11 protein-coding genes are annotated in these 15265 nt (G+C 74.4%); 6 read left to right on the top strand and 5 right to left on the bottom strand.

The window, feature by feature from the left end:
• Nucleotides 1-371: 371 nt before the first annotated feature.
• Both ACILRH_RS10210 and ACILRH_RS10205 read left to right on the top strand, forming a co-directional pair.
• On the top strand, nucleotides 372-1433 hold the full coding sequence (locus tag ACILRH_RS10210) for an IS110 family transposase (protein WP_395690555.1): 1062 nt from the start codon (nucleotides 372-374) through the stop codon (nucleotides 1431-1433).
• Nucleotides 1434-1647: 214 nt separating this feature from the next.
• Nucleotides 1648-2685, top strand: a complete 1038-nt coding sequence (locus ACILRH_RS10205) for a hypothetical protein (protein WP_395692965.1) — start codon at nucleotides 1648-1650, stop codon at nucleotides 2683-2685.
• On the opposite strand, the gene ACILRH_RS10200 is transcribed toward ACILRH_RS10205, so the two are convergent.
• The 5 genes from ACILRH_RS10200 to ACILRH_RS10180 are packed head-to-tail and all read right to left on the bottom strand — an operon-like array spanning nucleotide 2642 to nucleotide 8320.
• Complete coding sequence (locus ACILRH_RS10200) at nucleotides 2642-3826, bottom strand: glycosyltransferase (RefSeq protein ID WP_395692964.1); 1185 nt, start codon at nucleotides 3824-3826, stop codon at nucleotides 2642-2644. The genes ACILRH_RS10205 and ACILRH_RS10200 overlap by 44 nt on opposite strands.
• On the bottom strand, nucleotides 3823-4623 hold the full coding sequence (locus ACILRH_RS10195) for an ABC transporter ATP-binding protein (RefSeq protein WP_395692963.1): 801 nt from the start codon (nucleotides 4621-4623) through the stop codon (nucleotides 3823-3825). The genes ACILRH_RS10200 and ACILRH_RS10195 overlap by 4 nt, the downstream gene beginning before the upstream one ends.
• A complete protein-coding gene (locus ACILRH_RS10190) occupies nucleotides 4616-5464 on the bottom strand; it encodes an ABC transporter permease (RefSeq protein WP_395692962.1) in 849 nt (282 codons plus the stop codon). Before ACILRH_RS10190 ends, ACILRH_RS10195 begins: the two co-directional genes overlap by 8 nt.
• A 7-nt stretch (nucleotides 5465-5471) precedes the next feature.
• Nucleotides 5472-6755, bottom strand: a complete 1284-nt coding sequence (locus tag ACILRH_RS10185) for a nucleotide sugar dehydrogenase (RefSeq protein ID WP_395692960.1) — start codon at nucleotides 6753-6755, stop codon at nucleotides 5472-5474.
• Nucleotides 6752-8320 (bottom strand): glycosyltransferase family 4 protein, encoded by a 1569-nt coding sequence (locus ACILRH_RS10180; protein WP_395692958.1) that lies wholly within the window; start codon nucleotides 8318-8320, stop codon nucleotides 6752-6754. The genes ACILRH_RS10185 and ACILRH_RS10180 overlap by 4 nt, the downstream gene beginning before the upstream one ends.
• 151 nt (nucleotides 8321-8471) lie before the next feature.
• Here ACILRH_RS10180 and wecB point away from each other — a divergent pair, with 151 nt between their 5' ends.
• Genes wecB through ACILRH_RS10160 form a run of 4 tightly spaced genes read left to right on the top strand, consistent with a single transcriptional unit; the run spans nucleotide 8472 to nucleotide 15265 of the window.
• The gene (gene wecB, locus ACILRH_RS10175; RefSeq protein WP_395692956.1) at nucleotides 8472-9587 is read left to right on the top strand and encodes a non-hydrolyzing UDP-N-acetylglucosamine 2-epimerase; all 1116 of its coding nucleotides are present in this window, start codon (nucleotides 8472-8474) and stop codon (nucleotides 9585-9587) included.
• On the top strand, nucleotides 9584-11374 hold the full coding sequence (locus ACILRH_RS10170) for a glycosyltransferase (protein ID WP_395692955.1): 1791 nt from the start codon (nucleotides 9584-9586) through the stop codon (nucleotides 11372-11374). The genes wecB and ACILRH_RS10170 overlap by 4 nt, the downstream gene beginning before the upstream one ends.
• A 1-nt stretch (nucleotide 11375) precedes the next feature.
• Nucleotides 11376-13520: an acyltransferase family protein gene (locus tag ACILRH_RS10165; RefSeq protein WP_395692954.1), complete on the top strand. Its 2145-nt coding sequence runs from the start codon at nucleotides 11376-11378 to the stop codon at nucleotides 13518-13520.
• Complete coding sequence (locus ACILRH_RS10160) at nucleotides 13517-15265, top strand: glycosyltransferase (protein WP_395692952.1); 1749 nt, start codon at nucleotides 13517-13519, stop codon at nucleotides 15263-15265. The genes ACILRH_RS10165 and ACILRH_RS10160 overlap by 4 nt, the downstream gene beginning before the upstream one ends.

Raw genomic sequence — 15265 nt, 5'->3', positions numbered from 1 at the left:
CAACCCCCGACAACGTCAGGAAGAGCCTGACAACCCCAAGCGCCGCCGGGCGCCGCCGCCGACCCCGCGGGATGTCATGCAGGGGTGGTTGTCGGGGTGACCGGATCGGATGACTGTGAGGATTCCGTTGGCAGCCTGATGGTGCTGGGCTGTGGGTCGAGGGCTGCGGGTGTGACCCGTCGGATGACTGGCTTCGTGCCCTTGGGGCGACTTGTCCGCTCGTGGTCCTCGGCCCCGGCCCGGGTCGGAGTAGCTGGCCTGATCAGGAGCTTGACCGTCGGGTGTTGACCCACCCGTCGTGTCTCATCACAGTCCTGCCGATTTCTCCGCCCGGACCGGATCCACATCCACTCCCAGGCAAGGAGGAACGCATGACCAGTCTGACCGATCTAAGTGATCTGGTCGACGTCGTGATCGGCGTCGACACCCACGTCGACACCCACGCCGCGGCCGCCATCGACGTCCGCACCGGTGGGGTGCTCGACGAGATCACCGTCGAAGCCAACGCCGAGGGCTACGCCCAGCTGGTGGAGTTCGCTGACCAACACGCGGTGCTGCGCGCCTGGGCGATCGAGGGCACCGGCTGTCACGGCGCGGGCCTGGCCCACCACCTGGCTCGCGGTGAGGAGCTGGTCATCGAGCTCGACCGTCCCGAGCGGGCCCAACGCCGCAACGGGGAGAAGTCCGACCCCCTCGACGCGGTCCGTGCTGCCCGCGAGGCGCTCGCGCGACCCCGGTGGGGCACCCCGCGCCAGGGCGGGGAACGCCAAGCCCTATCGGTGCTGCTGGCTGCACGACGCTCCGCGGTCCAGGCCGGCACCGACGCACAGCGGCAGGTGTTCAGCCTGGTCATCGCTGCCCCCGAGCAGATCCGTGACCGGTTCCGTGGCCAACAGCTGCCCGCGATGATCAAGACTGCCGCTGCCCTGCGAACCCACGCCTCCTGGGACACCGAGACCACCACCACGGTCACCGCCCTGCGGTCCCTGGCCCGCCGCGCCCAGGCCCTCGCCCAGGAGGCCGCCGACCATCAGAAGGCGATCAAGACCATCGTCGGCCGGTGGCGACCCGACCTGCTCGCGCAGCCCGGCATCGGACCCATCGTGGCCGCGACCGTCCTGTGCGCCTGGTCCCACCCCGGTCGCATCCACTCCGAAGCCGCGTTCGCCAAGCTCGCCGGCGTCGCCCCCATCAAGGCCAACAGCGGCAAGATCACCACCCGACACCGGCTCAACCGCTACGGCGACCGCCAACTCAACAGGGCCCTGCACACCATCGCGCTCTCACGCATCCGCTACGACCAGGACACCCGCGACTACGTCGCTCGCCGCACCACCGAAGGCAAGACACCACGAGAGATCAAACGATGCCTCAAGCGCTACATCGCCAGAGACCTCTACCGCCTACTCGAAAACCGCCCCATCACCACTTGACGAACCATAGGAGCGTCGTCCCGGGCGGCCGGGGGCGCTGCGCGGCGCACCCCGCGGCCTCCACCGACCACGGGCGGTGACAGGCCCCGCCGATAGCCGGTTCGGCAACGACGACCTCGACGATGACGCCCTTCGCGGGACATCCGCAGCCCGCCTCCCTAGCGTGGGCGCCAGGCCCGGGGCGGGCCGTCGAGGGTGCGACGAAGGGTGCGATGTGGGTCGTTGCGGGCTGCTGCTCGCCCTCCTGCTGGCGGGAGGGCTGGTGCTGGGCCTCCCTGCGGGGGCGCCGGCCCAGACCGCGTCGGCCCAGACCGCGTCGGCCGCGGCCGCTCCCAGCGGCTACCGGGACACCCGCGCGGACGATGGGCGCACGGTGCCGGCATACCTGCCGAGCACGGACCCGGACCGCGTCGTCCGGGTCTTCTCGGTGACCTTCTGGGCGCGCCAGGGCGAGCGCCGGTCCGTCACGGCCGACGTGATCGCCCGGCAGCCGGCCACGACCCCGGACAGCGCACTGATGGCGGCGGTGTCGGTCAGCTGCTCGCCGACCGGCGGTGGCGTGGCGAGCGCCGGCGCGACCCAGAACCTGGTGCGCGGCTCCGGCGCCAGGTTCACGCCGCGCTTCGTGTACGACGTGCCGCGCACCGGCATGGTCGGGTGCGTGCTGGTCGCCACCGGGCTGCGCCCGCGGCCGGTGGCGAGCGGCTACGCCTCCGCGAACCGCTGGTACGTCGACGCCGGCTCCTCCCTGTCCGTCAGCCAGCCGCTGGGCTGGTGGGCGCGGTCCCTGGAGACCGACGCGCGGTCCAGGGTGCTCGGTCGCGGGCAGAGCTGGTCGCCGATCCAGGTGGTGACCCGGGTCGACCCCGCCGGCACGGCCTTCACGGTCACCAGCGACCACAAGGTCACCACCTGCTCGTCGGTCGGCGGTAGCCGGGACGCCTCGACCGCGGGGCGCGAGCTCTGCGCCGACCGCGTCGAGACGACGGGCAGCCGGGTGCGGTCGGTGGTCACCGCCGTCCAGCTCGACCGGCGCGGCGACCCGTGCGCCCGCCCGCAGGAGTTCTCGACGCTGCGCCGGGTGACGCCGACCATCCACCACGCCATGGTCTTCAGCCAGGGGGTCGTGCGGGTGAGCCGCTCGGCGGCCTGCCGCCCGGTCTTCCGGATCAGCGGCCGGCTGGAGCAGGTCGGCGGGGCCGACCTGGTCATCCACGCACCGTCCGAGCGGACCACGATCCTGAGCCACTGAGCGCCGGCGGGGGACCGGCGGGAGCGACGGGGCCGAGGCCGGCGACGGCCGCCAGCCGGCCGACGAAGGCCGGTGCCTGGCGCCGCCAGTCCAGGTGCGCGGCGGCGTGAGCGCGACCCCGGGCGGCCATCCGCCCCCGGACGGCCGGGTTGCGGTCCAGCGCGACGACCAGGTCGGCGACCTCGCCCGGGTCGGCCCGCCCGTCCCGGAAGGGTACGACGACCCCCGCGCCGACCCCGTCGACGAGCGTCGCCGCGCGCGGCAGCGCGGTGGTGACGGCGGGCACCCCGTGGGCGAGGTACTCGACCACCTTGGTCGGCTGGGAGACCCGGTAGTTCGGCTCGTCGTGCAGCAGCGACAGCCCCGCCAGCGCGCCGTCGAGCACCCGCATCGCCTCGTTGTGCGGGCGGAAGCCGAGCCACTCGACCCCGGGTGGCGCGTCGGCCAGGGCCGCGGCCGCGGCGGTGTCGGCGGCGCCGACCAGCTGCACTCGCAACCGCCCGGCGGTCCGGTCGTGCAGGAGCCGACCGAGCTCGACCATCTCCTCGACGCCGCGGGCGCGGCTGAGGTGGCCGACGTACACGACCCGCGGCTCGTCGGGCGGTGGCACGCTCGCCGGCACGGTCGTGGTGTTGGGGACGACGGGGTGCGGCCGCCGGAACCGTGAGCGGTACTCCTCCTCGGCCAGCAGCAGGTGCACCCGGTCTTCGGCGCCGCGCTCGAAGCGGCCCACCATCCGGGCCACCGGACCGCGGGCGGGCCCGGGCAGCCAGGGCTTCAGGGTGGTGCTGGCCGCGGTGTCCTCGTGCACGTCCCACACGACCGGCGGGAGCCGCAGCCCACGGGCGGCCAGGAGCAGCTCGGGGTCGTGGAGCAGGACGACGTCGTGGCCCGCGGCGTCTCGCCGCAGCACCGACCGGGCGCCGGCCAGCGCCCGCAGCCGGTGCCGGCCCCGGGCCCGGGGCAGGTCGACGTGCGTGAGTCCGGGGCACGGCGTCGGGGTGACGGCGTACGCGTGGAACGGCGCGGCGTAGGTGACCCGCCACCCCGCGTCGAGCAGGGCCGCGACCTGGCGGTGCCGGATCCTGGCGTCCTCGGGGTGGTGGACGACGGTGACGACGAGGGCCCGGGGCGCGGTCATGACACGACCCGCGGGCGGGGCCGGGCGGTGGGCAGGCCGGTGCGCTCGGAGTACTCCTCGAGCACGTCGGCGGTGGGTCCGTCGGCCACCAGCTGGCCGTGGTCGAGCCACAGCACCCGGTCGCACATGCTGCGGACGGTCGACATCGAGTGGCTGACCAGGAGCACGGTGCCCGAGGTCTCCACGATCTCCTCGACGCGGGCCTTGCTGCGCTGCCGGAACTCGGCGTCGCCGGTCGCCAGTGCCTCGTCGATCATCAAGATGTCGGGGCGGGCCGCCGAGGAGATCGCGAACCGCAGCCGCGCGCTCATCCCGGAGGAGTAGGCCCGCATCGGCAGGTGCAGGAAGTCGCCGATGCCCGCGAACTCGACGACCTCGTCGTAGCGCTCGGCCACCTGGTCGGGCGTCAGGCCGAGCGCCAGCCCGCCGAGCAGGATGTTGCGGTGGCCCGACAGGTCGCGCATCAGGGCGGCGTTGACGCCCAGCAGCGCCGCGCGGCCCTCGGCCCAGATCGCACCCTGCGCGGTGGGGAGCGCGCCGGCGATCGCGCGCAGCAGCGTGCTCTTGCCCGACCCGTTGTGGCCGATGATGCCGATGGACTCGCCGTGGTGCGCGACGAAGGTGACGCCGCGGACCGCCTGCACGACGTCGACGGCGCCGACGTGGCGGCGCAGCCGCGAGGTCCACGACGTGCCGCTCGGTCGCCGGCCGCCGTACGTGACGTACTGGACGTGGACGTCGTCCACGATCAGCGACGGGCGGTCGGGCCGGGGCTCGACAGCGGGGTGCTCAGCCACGGGCGTACCGCTCCTCCGCGCGCCAGAAGAACCAGAAGCCACCGATCCCGGCGAGCAGTGCCCACCCCAGCCCCCACAGCCACATCGCGGGGCCGACCGTGACGCCCTCCAGGAGCGCGGCGCGGCCCAGGTCGAGGTAGACCGCGATCGGCTGGTGCTGCAGCACGGCGGCCGCGGTGTCGTCCCGGACGTAGTGGTCGATGGCGAAGAAGACGCCGGAGGTGTACATCAGCACGCGCAGGACGAACGGCACCAGCCGGCCGAGGTCGCGGTGGTCGGCGACCAGCCGGGCGCACACGAACGCGACCCCGGTGCCGAAGACCCACTGCAGGGTCACCGCCGGGGCGAGCAGCAGCCACGAGGCCTGCACGGGCTCCCCGGTGAGCGGCACGACCGCCAGCATCACCGCCAGGGCTGGCAGCAGCGTGAACAGCTCGGCCATCACGGCCGCGATCGGCAGCAGGGCGCGCGGGAACTCCAGGGAGCCGATCAGCTCGCTGTTGCCGGTGATCGACTTGGAGCCGTTGGAGATCGACGAGGTCGAGAAGTGGAAGAGGAAGACCCCGATGACGAGGAAGCCGGGGAAGTTCTCCACGCCCCGGCTCGTCCTGAGCACCACGCCGAAGACGACGAGGTAGACGCAGGCCCACAGCACCGGCGTGAGCACCGCCCAGAGCTGGCCCAGGTAGCCGCCCTGGTTGCGTGCGTACGCCTTGGACGACGCCAGCACCACCGCGAAGTGGCGCCGGCGCCAGACCTCGGCGACGTAGCGGCGCAGCGGCGGGCGCACGCCCACCGGGGCGAGGCCGTGCTGGGCCGCGATCGCCGCGAGGGCGCTCATGCGGTGATCACAGGCGGTGCGCCTCCTCGCCGACGGTGACGCCGCGGGTGTCGAAGAAGAGTCGGGACCGCGACGCGAGGTCGGCGACGTCGTACGCCGTGTGCGGCTGGACGAGCACCACCAGGTCGGCGAACGCCAGCGCGGTCTCGAGGTCCGACGCGCGCGACACGGGGACACCCGGCTCCCACTCCTCCACGTGCGGGTCGTGGTAGACCACCCGGGCGCCGAGCAGGTCCAGGTGCTTGGCCAGCGGCACCGCCGGCGACTCCCGCTGGTCGCCGATGTCGGCCTTGTAGGTCACGCCCAGCAGCAGCACCGACGAGCCGTGGATCGCCTTGCCGTGCTCGTTGAGGAGGTTCTGCGCCCGGCGCGCCACGTAGGACGGCATCGTCGCGTTGATCTCCTGGGCGAGCTCGACGAACCGGAACGGGTAGCCCAGCTTGGCGCGGACGTTGTGGGACAGGTAGTTGGGGTCGATCGGGATGCAGTGCCCGCCCACGCCCGGCCCCGGGTAGAACGCCTGGAACCCGAACGGCTTGCTCGACGCGCAGCGGATCACGTCCCACAGGTCGATGCCGAGCTCGTGGCAGAACCGCGCCATCTCGTTGACCAGGGCGATGTTGATGTGTCGGTACGTGTTCTCCAGCAGCTTGGCCGTCTCCGCCTCGCGCGTGCCGGAGGCCTCGACGACGGTCGTGACGAACTTGCCGTAGAAGGCCGCGGCGCGGGCGGTGCAGGCCGGGGTCAGGCCGCCGACGACCTTCGGGGTGTTGGCCAGGCCCCAGGTGGGGTTGCCCGGGTCGATGCGCTCGGGGGAGAAGGCGAGGTGGAAGTCCTCGCCGGCGACCAGCCCGCCGGCCTGCTCGAGCGCCGGTCGCACGACCTCGTCGGTGGTGCCGGGGTAGGTCGTCGACTCGAGGACGACCAGCTGCCCGGGGCGCAGGTGCGCCGCGGTCGCGTCCACGGCGGCGCGGATGGCGGTGAGGTCCGGGCCGCCCTCGGCGCCGAGCGGCGTCGGCACGCAGATCACCACCGTGTCCGCGGCGGCGAGGACCTCGGGGTCGGTGGTCGCCCGGAAGCCGGCGGCGACCATCGCCGCGACGTCGTCGTCGCTCAGGTCGTCGACGTGGGAGCGGCCGGCGTTGAGTCCGTCGACGCCGGCCCGGTCGATGTCGAGGCCCGCGACGGTGAGCCCGGCGCGGGTCGCCTCCTGGGCGAGCGGCAGGCCGACGTACCCGAGTCCGACCACGACGAGGTCGAGGTCGGGCCCGGCGGGGGACTGGTCGGTCATGGGGTCTCTCCTCGGGTGGTGGTGCGGGGATCGGTGTGGGCGTCGGCGTAGACGTCCTGGTAGGTCGTGGCCGCGACGTCCCAGCTGCGGGTGGCCGCGACCCAGGAGCGGGCCGCGGTGCCGAGGGCGCGGCGGGTGGCGGCCGGCGTCAGCGCGGCGATCGCCGTGGCGAGGGCGGCGGGGTCGCCGGGCGGGACCAGCCGGCCGCGGTCGCTGCCGACCAGCTCACGGAGCGGGGGCAGGTCGGACGCGACGACCGGGATGCCGAGGGCCATGGCCTCGACCGGCTTCAGTGGGGGGACCAGCCGGGTCACCGGCAGGTCGAGGCGCGGGAGGCAGAAGACGTCGAGGTCGCGGTACGCCGCGACGAGGGCCTCGTGCGGGAGACGGCCGGTGAAGGTCGCGACGTCGGCCACGCCGAGGTCGGCGGCGCGCTTCTCCAGCGCTTCGCGGGCCGGGCCGTCCCCGACCACGAGCAGGCGCACGTCGTGACCGGCCCCGCGCAGCAGCGCGACAGCCTGGACCAGCACGTCCACGCCCTCGTAGTCGTTGAGGGTGCCGCCGAGGCCGACGGTCAGCGGGCCGTCCGCGGGGTACGCCGTCGGCGCGGCCGCCAGCCAGGACGGGTCGACGCCGTTGGGGACGACGTGCACCCGCTCGGCGGGCACCCCGCGTGACACGACCTCCGCGCGCATCGCCGCGCTGAGCGTGACCACGGCGTCGGCCGCCCGCATCACGCCCGTCTCGGCGGCGCGGGTGAGCCGGTAGAAGTCGCTCGCGAGGGCGTCGGGGTCCGGGCCGCCCGGTCGCGCGGTCCGGCTGAGCCAGGTCTCCTCCAGCAGGCCGCGCACCTCGTAGACCAGCGGGACGCCGTACCGCCGGCGCAGCGCGAGCCCGACCCGTCCGTTGGCGTGGTTGCTGTGGGCGTGCAGGACCGTCGGTTGCAGCCGCTCGACCAGCCGGGCCGACCGGGCGACGTCGGCGGCCAGGCAGTCGTCGGCGCGCAGCGGCAGCCGCCCGGGCAGCAGTCGGTGGTGCGGGACGCCCTGCACCGCCACGGTGGGACTCGCGGCGAGGTGGCCCTTGAGGACCGGGAAGCCCAGGCGGGTCACGACGTCCACGTGGTGGCCGGCCCGGCGCTGCGCCCCGGCGATGCCCTGGGTGCGCAGCGTGTAGCCGGCGACGGTCTCTGGCAGGGCGTTGGTGACCAGGTGCAGCACCCGGTCGAGCCCGGCCGGGACGGGCGCGGACCGGAGCGGCGGCTCGGGGAGCGGGGCGGTCAGGAGCGCGAGGTCGCCCTCGACCAGGCGCGCCAGGACCCGTCCGACGGGCCCGCCGCGGCGGGCGAGGTCGCGCGCGCGCCCGAGGTCGCCGGCCTGCAGCGCGGCCAGCGCGGCGGCGTACTCCGGACCGGACCGGCCGGGCAGCGGCACCCCGCGGACGTGGTCGGTGTCGCGTACCAGGTGCCGCAGCGCGACCGAGCCCAGGGCGGGCACGTCCCACACCACCTTCCACGGGGCCTTCTTCGGCGCGCGGCCGGCGCGGGGGAGGACCGGTGTGCTCACGACGGTCCTCCTTCGGTGGCTGGGTCGGCAGGTGGTCGGCAGGTGGTGGCGGGTGGCGTGCGACACGCCGGGTCGGGCTGGCAGGAATTCTATAGTAAGTTACTAGAGTTAGGTCCATAACGACACCCCGGTCCCGCTCGGAGGTCGATCGATGTCCCCGCTCGCCGTTCACGTCACCGGCGCCCGCCCGAACTTCCCCAAGGCCGCGCCGGTCCTCCGCGCGCTCGCCGCCCGGGAGCCCCGCGTCCGGCAGCGTCTGGTGCACACCGGCCAGCACTACGACGAGCGGATGTCGGAGGTCTTCTTCCGCCAGCTCGGACTGCCCGAGCCCGACGTCGACCTCGGCGTCGGCTCCGGGTCGCACGCCCAGCAGGCGGCCGCCGTGATGACCGGGCTGGAGGCGGTGTTCCTCGAGGAGCGACCCGACGTCGTGGTGGTGTACGGCGACGTCAACTCGACCGTCGGCGCCGCCCTGGTCGCCGCGAAGCTGCAGATCCCGGTCGCCCACGTCGAGGCCGGCCTGCGCAGCTTCGACCGGTCCATGCCCGAGGAGGTCAACCGGGTGGTCACCGACCGGCTCTCCGACCTGCTGCTGGCCACCAGTGCCGACGCCGTCGCCCACCTCGCGGCCGAGGGCGTGCCCGCCGGCCGGATCCACCTGGTCGGCAACCCGATGATCGACACCCTGCTCGCCCACCTCGACGCGTTCGACGCCGCCGGCGCGCGGGAGCGGCACGGGCTCGCGGGGCGCTACGCGGTCGCGACCCTGCACCGACCCGCGAACGTCGACGACCGGGCCGACGCCCACGCGCTGGTCAAGACGGTGCACGCCGTCGCCGACCAGGTCGAGGTCGTCCTGCCGCTGCACCCGCGCGGCCGCCCGGGCCTCGAGGCGGCCGGCCTCGAGGACCACCCGGCGGTCCGGGTCGTCGACCCGCTCGGGTACGTCGAGTTCCTCGGCCTGGTCCGCGGCGCCGACGTCGTCGTCACCGACTCCGGCGGGGTGCAGGAGGAGACCACCGTCCTCAACGTCCCGTGCCTGACCCTGCGCCCCAACACCGAGCGTCCGGTCACGATCACCCACGGCACCAACCGCCTGGTCACCCGGGAGGACCTGCCCTGGCAGGTCGAGCGGGTCCTCGCGGCCGGGACGCCGGCGCCCCGGGTGCCACCGCTGTGGGACGGGCGCGCCGGCGAGCGGATCGCCGAGGTGCTCGCCGACCTGCTCGCCTCCGCACCCGATGGCGGGTCGGGGGTGGCCGCATGATCCGGCGGCTGCTGCGCGGCCGGCCCCGGCTGCCGGCGTACCCCCTCCCCGCGACGGCGCCCGCCCGGCCGGACCTGCGGGTCGCGGTCGTCCTCGACCCGTTCTCCGAGCTCGCCTTCGGCTACGAGTGGGCGCAGGTCACCTTCGGGCCCGACGACTGGCAGCAGGTGCTGGAGGAGCAGCGCCCCGATCTGCTCGTCGTGGAGTCGGCGTGGCACGGCAACCAGGACCGGTGGCGCCTGCACATGACCGGCTCGACCGGCCCCAGCCAGGAGCTGCGCGCCCTGGTCGCGTGGTGCCGCCGCGAGGGGATCCCGACGGTCTTCTGGAACAAGGAGGACCCGCCCGGCTACGACCGGTTCCTGCCGACGGCCCGGCTCTTCGACCAGGTCTTCACCGTCGACGCCGACCGGATCCCGGACTACCAGCGCGACCTCGGCCACGACCGCGTCGAGCTGCTGCCGTTCGCGGCCCAGCCACGGCTCCACAACCCAGTTCGTCGGGGGCCAGTCCGTCGGGGGCCGGTCCGTCAGGGGCCCGCCGGCCCGCGGCCGTACGACGTGGCCTTCGCCGGCACCTGGTTCGCCGACAAGCACCCCGAGCGTCGCGAGCAGATGGAGTTCGTCCTGGAGCCCGCGCTCGACCACGGGCTGCACATCTGGTCGCGGTGGCAGCGCGGTGGCCGGCGCTACCGCTTCCCCCAGCCCTACCGTCGCGCCGTCGTCGGCTCGCTTCCCTACGAGCAGATGCTGGCCGCGTACACGGCGTACCGGGTCTTCCTCAACGTCAACTCCGTGACGGGCAGCAAGACGATCTGCTCGCGTCGTCTCTTCGAGCTCTCGGCCGCGCAGACCGCGGTCGTGTCGGCGCCGGCCGCGAGCATCGAGCCCTTCTTCGGCCGCGCGGTCACGGTCGTCGAGGACGCCGGGCAGACCCGGGCGGCGCTCGACCTGCTGCTCACCGACGACGACGCGCGCGACCGGCTGGCGCTGCAGGCGCACCGCCGCGTGCACGACGAGCACCTCCTCTCGCACCGGGTCGACACCGTCCTCCGCGCGGTCGGGCTGGACCGGGCGGTGCGCGGCACGGCAGCGCCGACCGTCAGCGCGGTGGTCGCCACCCGGCGTCCCCACCAGCTCGACCACGTGCTGCGGTCGGTCGGCCGCCAGTCCCACCGCGAGCTCGAGCTGGTGCTGGTCACGCACGGCTTCGTCCCCGACGAGGAGGAGCTGCGCCGGCGCGCCGACGAGGCCGGGGTGCCGCGGGTGGTCCTGGTGCCGGCCGCGGCGGAGCTCACCCTCGGCGCCTGCCTCGACCTCGGCGTCGACGCGGCGGGCGGTGAGCTCGTCGCGAAGATGGACGACGACAACTTCTACGGCACGCACTACCTCACCGACCTGGTCCGCGCGCTGGACTACTCCGGTGCGGACGTGACCGGCAAGTGGGCGCACCTGGTGCTGCTCGAGGCCAGCGGCGACACGCTGCTGCGGTTCGGCGACTCCGAGCACCGCTTCGTGCGCCAGGTCCAGGGCGGCACCCTGCTGACCAGCGCCGCGGTCGCGAGGCGGATCCGCTTCCAGGACCTGCCGCGCGGCGTCGACACCGCGTTCCTCGCCGACGTACGCGCGGCGGGCCTGACCGTCTACGCCGCCGACCGCTTCAACTTCGTGTCCGTGCGGAGCGCGGACCACGCCGGCCACACCTGGCAGATCAGCGACGACGAGCTGCGGGCGCGGTCCTCGCGCCTGCTCGACGTCGCCGACCCCTACGACCTCGCGGAAGCCTGAGATGACGCTCACCCTCGACCCCGCCCTCGACCACGACGACGCCACCGGCAAGGCCTCCGCCCAAGGCGGCCGCCGGCGCGCGGACCGCACCGGTGGCGCCCGCAACAGCCGGATCCGCAAGGACATCGAGGGCCTGCGCGCCGTCGCGACCTTCCTCGTCCTGCCCTACCACGCGGGCCTGATGCTCTTCCCCGGCGGCTTCGTCGGCGTCGACGTCTTCTTCGTCATCTCCGGCTTCGTCATCACCGGCCAGCTGATGAAGGAGGCCGACCGCGACGGCAGCGTGTCGCTGGTCGGGTTCTACGCCCGGCGCGCGAAGCGCCTGCTGCCGGCCAGCTCGCTGGTCCTGGCCGCGACCGCCGTGATGACCTGGCTCTGGATCCCACGGATCAAGTGGGACGTGATCGGCGGTGACATCGTCGCCTCGGCGCTCTACGTCATCAACTGGCGGCTCGCCGACCGGTCGGTGGACTACCTCGCCGAGGACGTGACCCCCTCGCCCGTCCAGCACTACTGGTCGCTCGCGGTGGAGGAGCAGTTCTACCTGCTGTGGCCGCTGCTGGTGCTGCTGGCGGTGGTGGTCGCGGCCCGCTTCGGTGTCCGCCGCAAGGCCGTGATGCTGGTCGCGCTCACCGCCGTCGCCGTCCCCTCCCTGGCCTGGGCGGGCTACATGGCGGTGGCCCAGCCGGAGCGGTCCTACTTCGTCACGACCACCCGGATCTGGGAGTTCACCATCGGCGCGTTCGTCGCGATCCTCGCCTCCCGGCTCGACCGGATGCCGGCGCGGCTCGGCGCGGCCCTCGCCTGGGGCGGCCTCGCGCTGGTGCTGCTCAGCGGACGCCTCTACAACGCGGACATGACCTGGCCCGGCTTCGCCGCGCTGGTCCCGACCGTCGGAGCGGGCCTGCTCATCGCCGGTGGCGTGGCCGCCGGGCGGTCCGGCCCGGTCCGGATCCTCGGCAACCGGTTCATGCTGTTCATCGGCTACCTGACCTACTCGCTCTACCTCTGGCACTGGCCGCTGCTCATCGTGGCCCGCGAGCACTTCGGCGGGATCTCGGTGGCCGCCGGCCTCGCCATCGTCACCTTCTCGATCGTGCCGGCCTGGCTGACCTTCCACCTGGTCGAGAACCCGCTGCGCAGCTCGAAGCTCCTGAGCCAGGTCCCGCGGATGGCGCTGAGCGTCGGCGCCAACGCGACCCTCGTCGGCGCGGCCGCCGGGCTGGCGCTGATCGTGCTGTTCTCGAACGCCACGTCGGCGACGACGGTAGTCGACGCGCGAGGCGCGGCGGCGCTGTCGTCGCACCCGACGACCGACCCGGCCGGTGACGTCACCGCCCAGGTCAGCGGCGGGATCACGCCCGACCCTCTGCGGGCGACCGAGGACGTGCCCGACCTCTACGCGAAGGGCTGCCAGGTCGACGTCGACTCCAGCGACCCGGTGTCGTGCACCTACGGGCCGGCGGACGCGAAGCTGACGGTCGCCGTGGTCGGCGACTCCAAGGCGGCCCAGTGGGTGCCGGCGTTCCAGGTGCTCGCCGAGCAGAACGACTGGCGTATCGAGACCTACACCAAGTCCGCGTGCCAGTTCGCCACCGTCGAGACCTCGCTGGACGGCGACGTCTACAGCACCTGCCGGGAGTGGACCGACAAGGTCCTCGACAAGCTGACCGGGCCGGACCAGCCCGACGTCGTGGTGACGGCCGGCCAGCGGTCCGAGGGCGTGGTCGGGGGACAGGACGGCGACCTCACCCTCAGCGAGGACGCCATGCGGCACGCGATGGTCGACACCTGGAGCCGGATCCGCGACGCCGGCGTGAAGGTGGTCGTGCTCGCCGACACCCCGCAGACGTTCACCGAGGTCTACGCGTGCGTCGCCGAGCACCCCGACGACCTCACCCAGTGCACCTACGACCGGGCGAAGGGGGTCGCCGCCAGCGGCGCACCCACCCAGGAGGCGGCGGCGCAGGAGGCCGACGTGCCGTTCATCGACCTGGTCGACTGGATCTGCCCGTCCTCGCAGTGCCCACCCGTGATCGGGAACGTCCTGATCTACCGCCAGGGGTCCCACCTCACCAAGACCTACATCGAGTCGCTCGCGCCACGGCTCGACGAGGCGCTGCAACGCGCGGGGGTCGGGGCATGAGCGCCCCGGCCGTGCGCAGCACGACCGTCAGCGTGCTGCGGGACCGGGTACGCCGGCTGCGGCCGGTGCCCCCGGCCGCGCCCGCGTGGCAGCTCCCGCCCGAGCCGGTCGTCGTGCGCCCCGACCTGCGGGTCGCCGTCGCCGGATCGGGCCGGCTCCGGCGTGGTCTGGCCGACCAGTGGCACCAGATCCCCGCCGACCCGGCCTCGGTCCGCGGCGCGGACCTGCTGCTGGTCGAGGTCGCCGACGGGCGCGTGCCCGGCGTCGGCGCCGCCGGTGACCCCCTGGTCCGCGAGCTGCTGGAGGCCGCGACGGCCGCCGACGTACCGGTCGCGGTGTGGGTGACCTCCGGCCGGCCGCCGAGCGGGCTCGACGCGACCGCGGCCTGGTCCCGGGTGCTGGCGGCGGCGACCGTTCTGCACGTCGCCGACCTCGCCGACGCCTGGCGGGCGCTGGTGCCGGACGCGCGGCTGCTGCCTCCTGCGGCCGCTGCTCGGCGGGGACCGCGCGTGGAGCGCCCCGCGGGTGAGGACGCCGCCGCGCTGCTGGTCGTGTCCGGCGCGAGCGACGAGCTCGCGGCCGGACCGGTCGCCGCCGTGCTCGCCCCGGGCCTCGCGCCGGTCGCCGACCGCGTCGACGTGCTGCTGCTCGCCGACGACCTCCCGGTCCGCGGCGTGCTGCCCGCCGCCCTCGGCGCTGTGGCCCGCCGCGGCCACGACGGCGACCTGGCCGCCGCCGTCGCGCAGGCCGCCGTCGTCGTCGATGGTCCGCGACGCAGCCCTCGCGACACCTGGGCCGTGCTCGAGGCCGCGGCCGCCGGCACCCCCGTCGTCTCCCTCGACGGGCTGCCGCTGCCGGACGGCCTCGAGGCGTCGCGGCCCGCCACCCCGGCAGCCGTGCGCGCCGAGGTGGTCGCCCGGCTCCACCACCCCGAGCTCGCCGACCGCGAGGCGCTGCGCCAGCGTCGTGCGGTGCTCGACGGGCACACGTTCGCCGACCGGGCCCGCACGCTGCTGGCCTCCCTCGGCCACGAGGAGCCCGCGCCGCCGCCCCCCACCGTCTCGGCCATCGTGCCGACCAACCGCGAGCACGAGGTCGACCAGGTGCTCGCGAACGTCGGCCGGCAGGCCCACCGCTCCACCGAGCTGGTCCTCGTCCTGCACGGCCTCGACCTGCCCGAGGCCGAGCTGCAGGCCCGGGCCCGCGCCCACGACGTACCGCAGCTGGAGGTGGTGCGCGCACCGGGCCACCTGACGCTGGGTGCCTGCCTCAACCTGGGCGTCGACGCGGCCGGCGGTGACCTGGTCGCCAAGATGGACGACGACAACCACTACGGCACCCACTACCTGTCCGACCTGGTCGCGGCGCTGGACGCCCAGGGTGCCGGCATCGCCGGCAAATGGGCGCACTACGTGTGGTTGCGGTCCTCGGGCGCCGTCGTGCTGCGCTACCCCGACGCCGAGCACACCTGGGCGCGGCGGATCCAGGGCGGCTCGATGCTCTTCGCCGGCGACGTCGTGCGCGAGCTGCGCTTCGGCGACCTGCCGCGCGCGGTCGACTCCGACATCCTCGACCGCGCGATCGCGGCCGGAGTGCCGATCTGGTCGGCCGACCGGTTCAACTTCGTCAGCGTGCGCGGCGAGGACCGCACGGCGCACACCTGGACCGTCGAGGACGCCACGTTCCTCACCGCGGCCGGGCGGCTGGCGTTCTACGGCGACCCGCGGTCGCAGGTGGAGGTCTGA

Origin of the sequence: Nocardioides sp. (genome assembly GCF_044226765.1) — a bacterium.
GTDB lineage: Bacteria > Actinomycetota > Actinomycetes > Propionibacteriales > Nocardioidaceae > Nocardioides.
The sequence above is the reverse complement of the archived record's forward strand: the minus strand, read 5'-3'. Positions and strand labels throughout refer to the sequence as shown.

Bases quoted from the DNA above. Each gene is read 5' to 3' on its own strand.
- ACILRH_RS10185 (WP_395692960.1), bottom strand. From the start codon at position 6,755: ATGACCGACCAGTCCCCCGCCGGGCCCGACCTCGACCTCGTCGTGGTC.
- ACILRH_RS10210 (WP_395690555.1), top strand. From the start codon at position 372: ATGACCAGTCTGACCGATCTAAGTGATCTGGTCGACGTCGTGATCGGC.
- ACILRH_RS10190 (WP_395692962.1), bottom strand. From the start codon at position 5,464: ATGAGCGCCCTCGCGGCGATCGCGGCCCAGCACGGCCTCGCCCCGGTG.
- ACILRH_RS10165 (WP_395692954.1), top strand. From the start codon at position 11,376: ATGACGCTCACCCTCGACCCCGCCCTCGACCACGACGACGCCACCGGC.
- ACILRH_RS10170 (WP_395692955.1), top strand. From the start codon at position 9,584: ATGATCCGGCGGCTGCTGCGCGGCCGGCCCCGGCTGCCGGCGTACCCC.
- wecB (WP_395692956.1), top strand. From the start codon at position 8,472: ATGTCCCCGCTCGCCGTTCACGTCACCGGCGCCCGCCCGAACTTCCCC.
- ACILRH_RS10160 (WP_395692952.1), top strand. From the start codon at position 13,517: ATGAGCGCCCCGGCCGTGCGCAGCACGACCGTCAGCGTGCTGCGGGAC.
- ACILRH_RS10200 (WP_395692964.1), bottom strand. From the start codon at position 3,826: ATGACCGCGCCCCGGGCCCTCGTCGTCACCGTCGTCCACCACCCCGAG.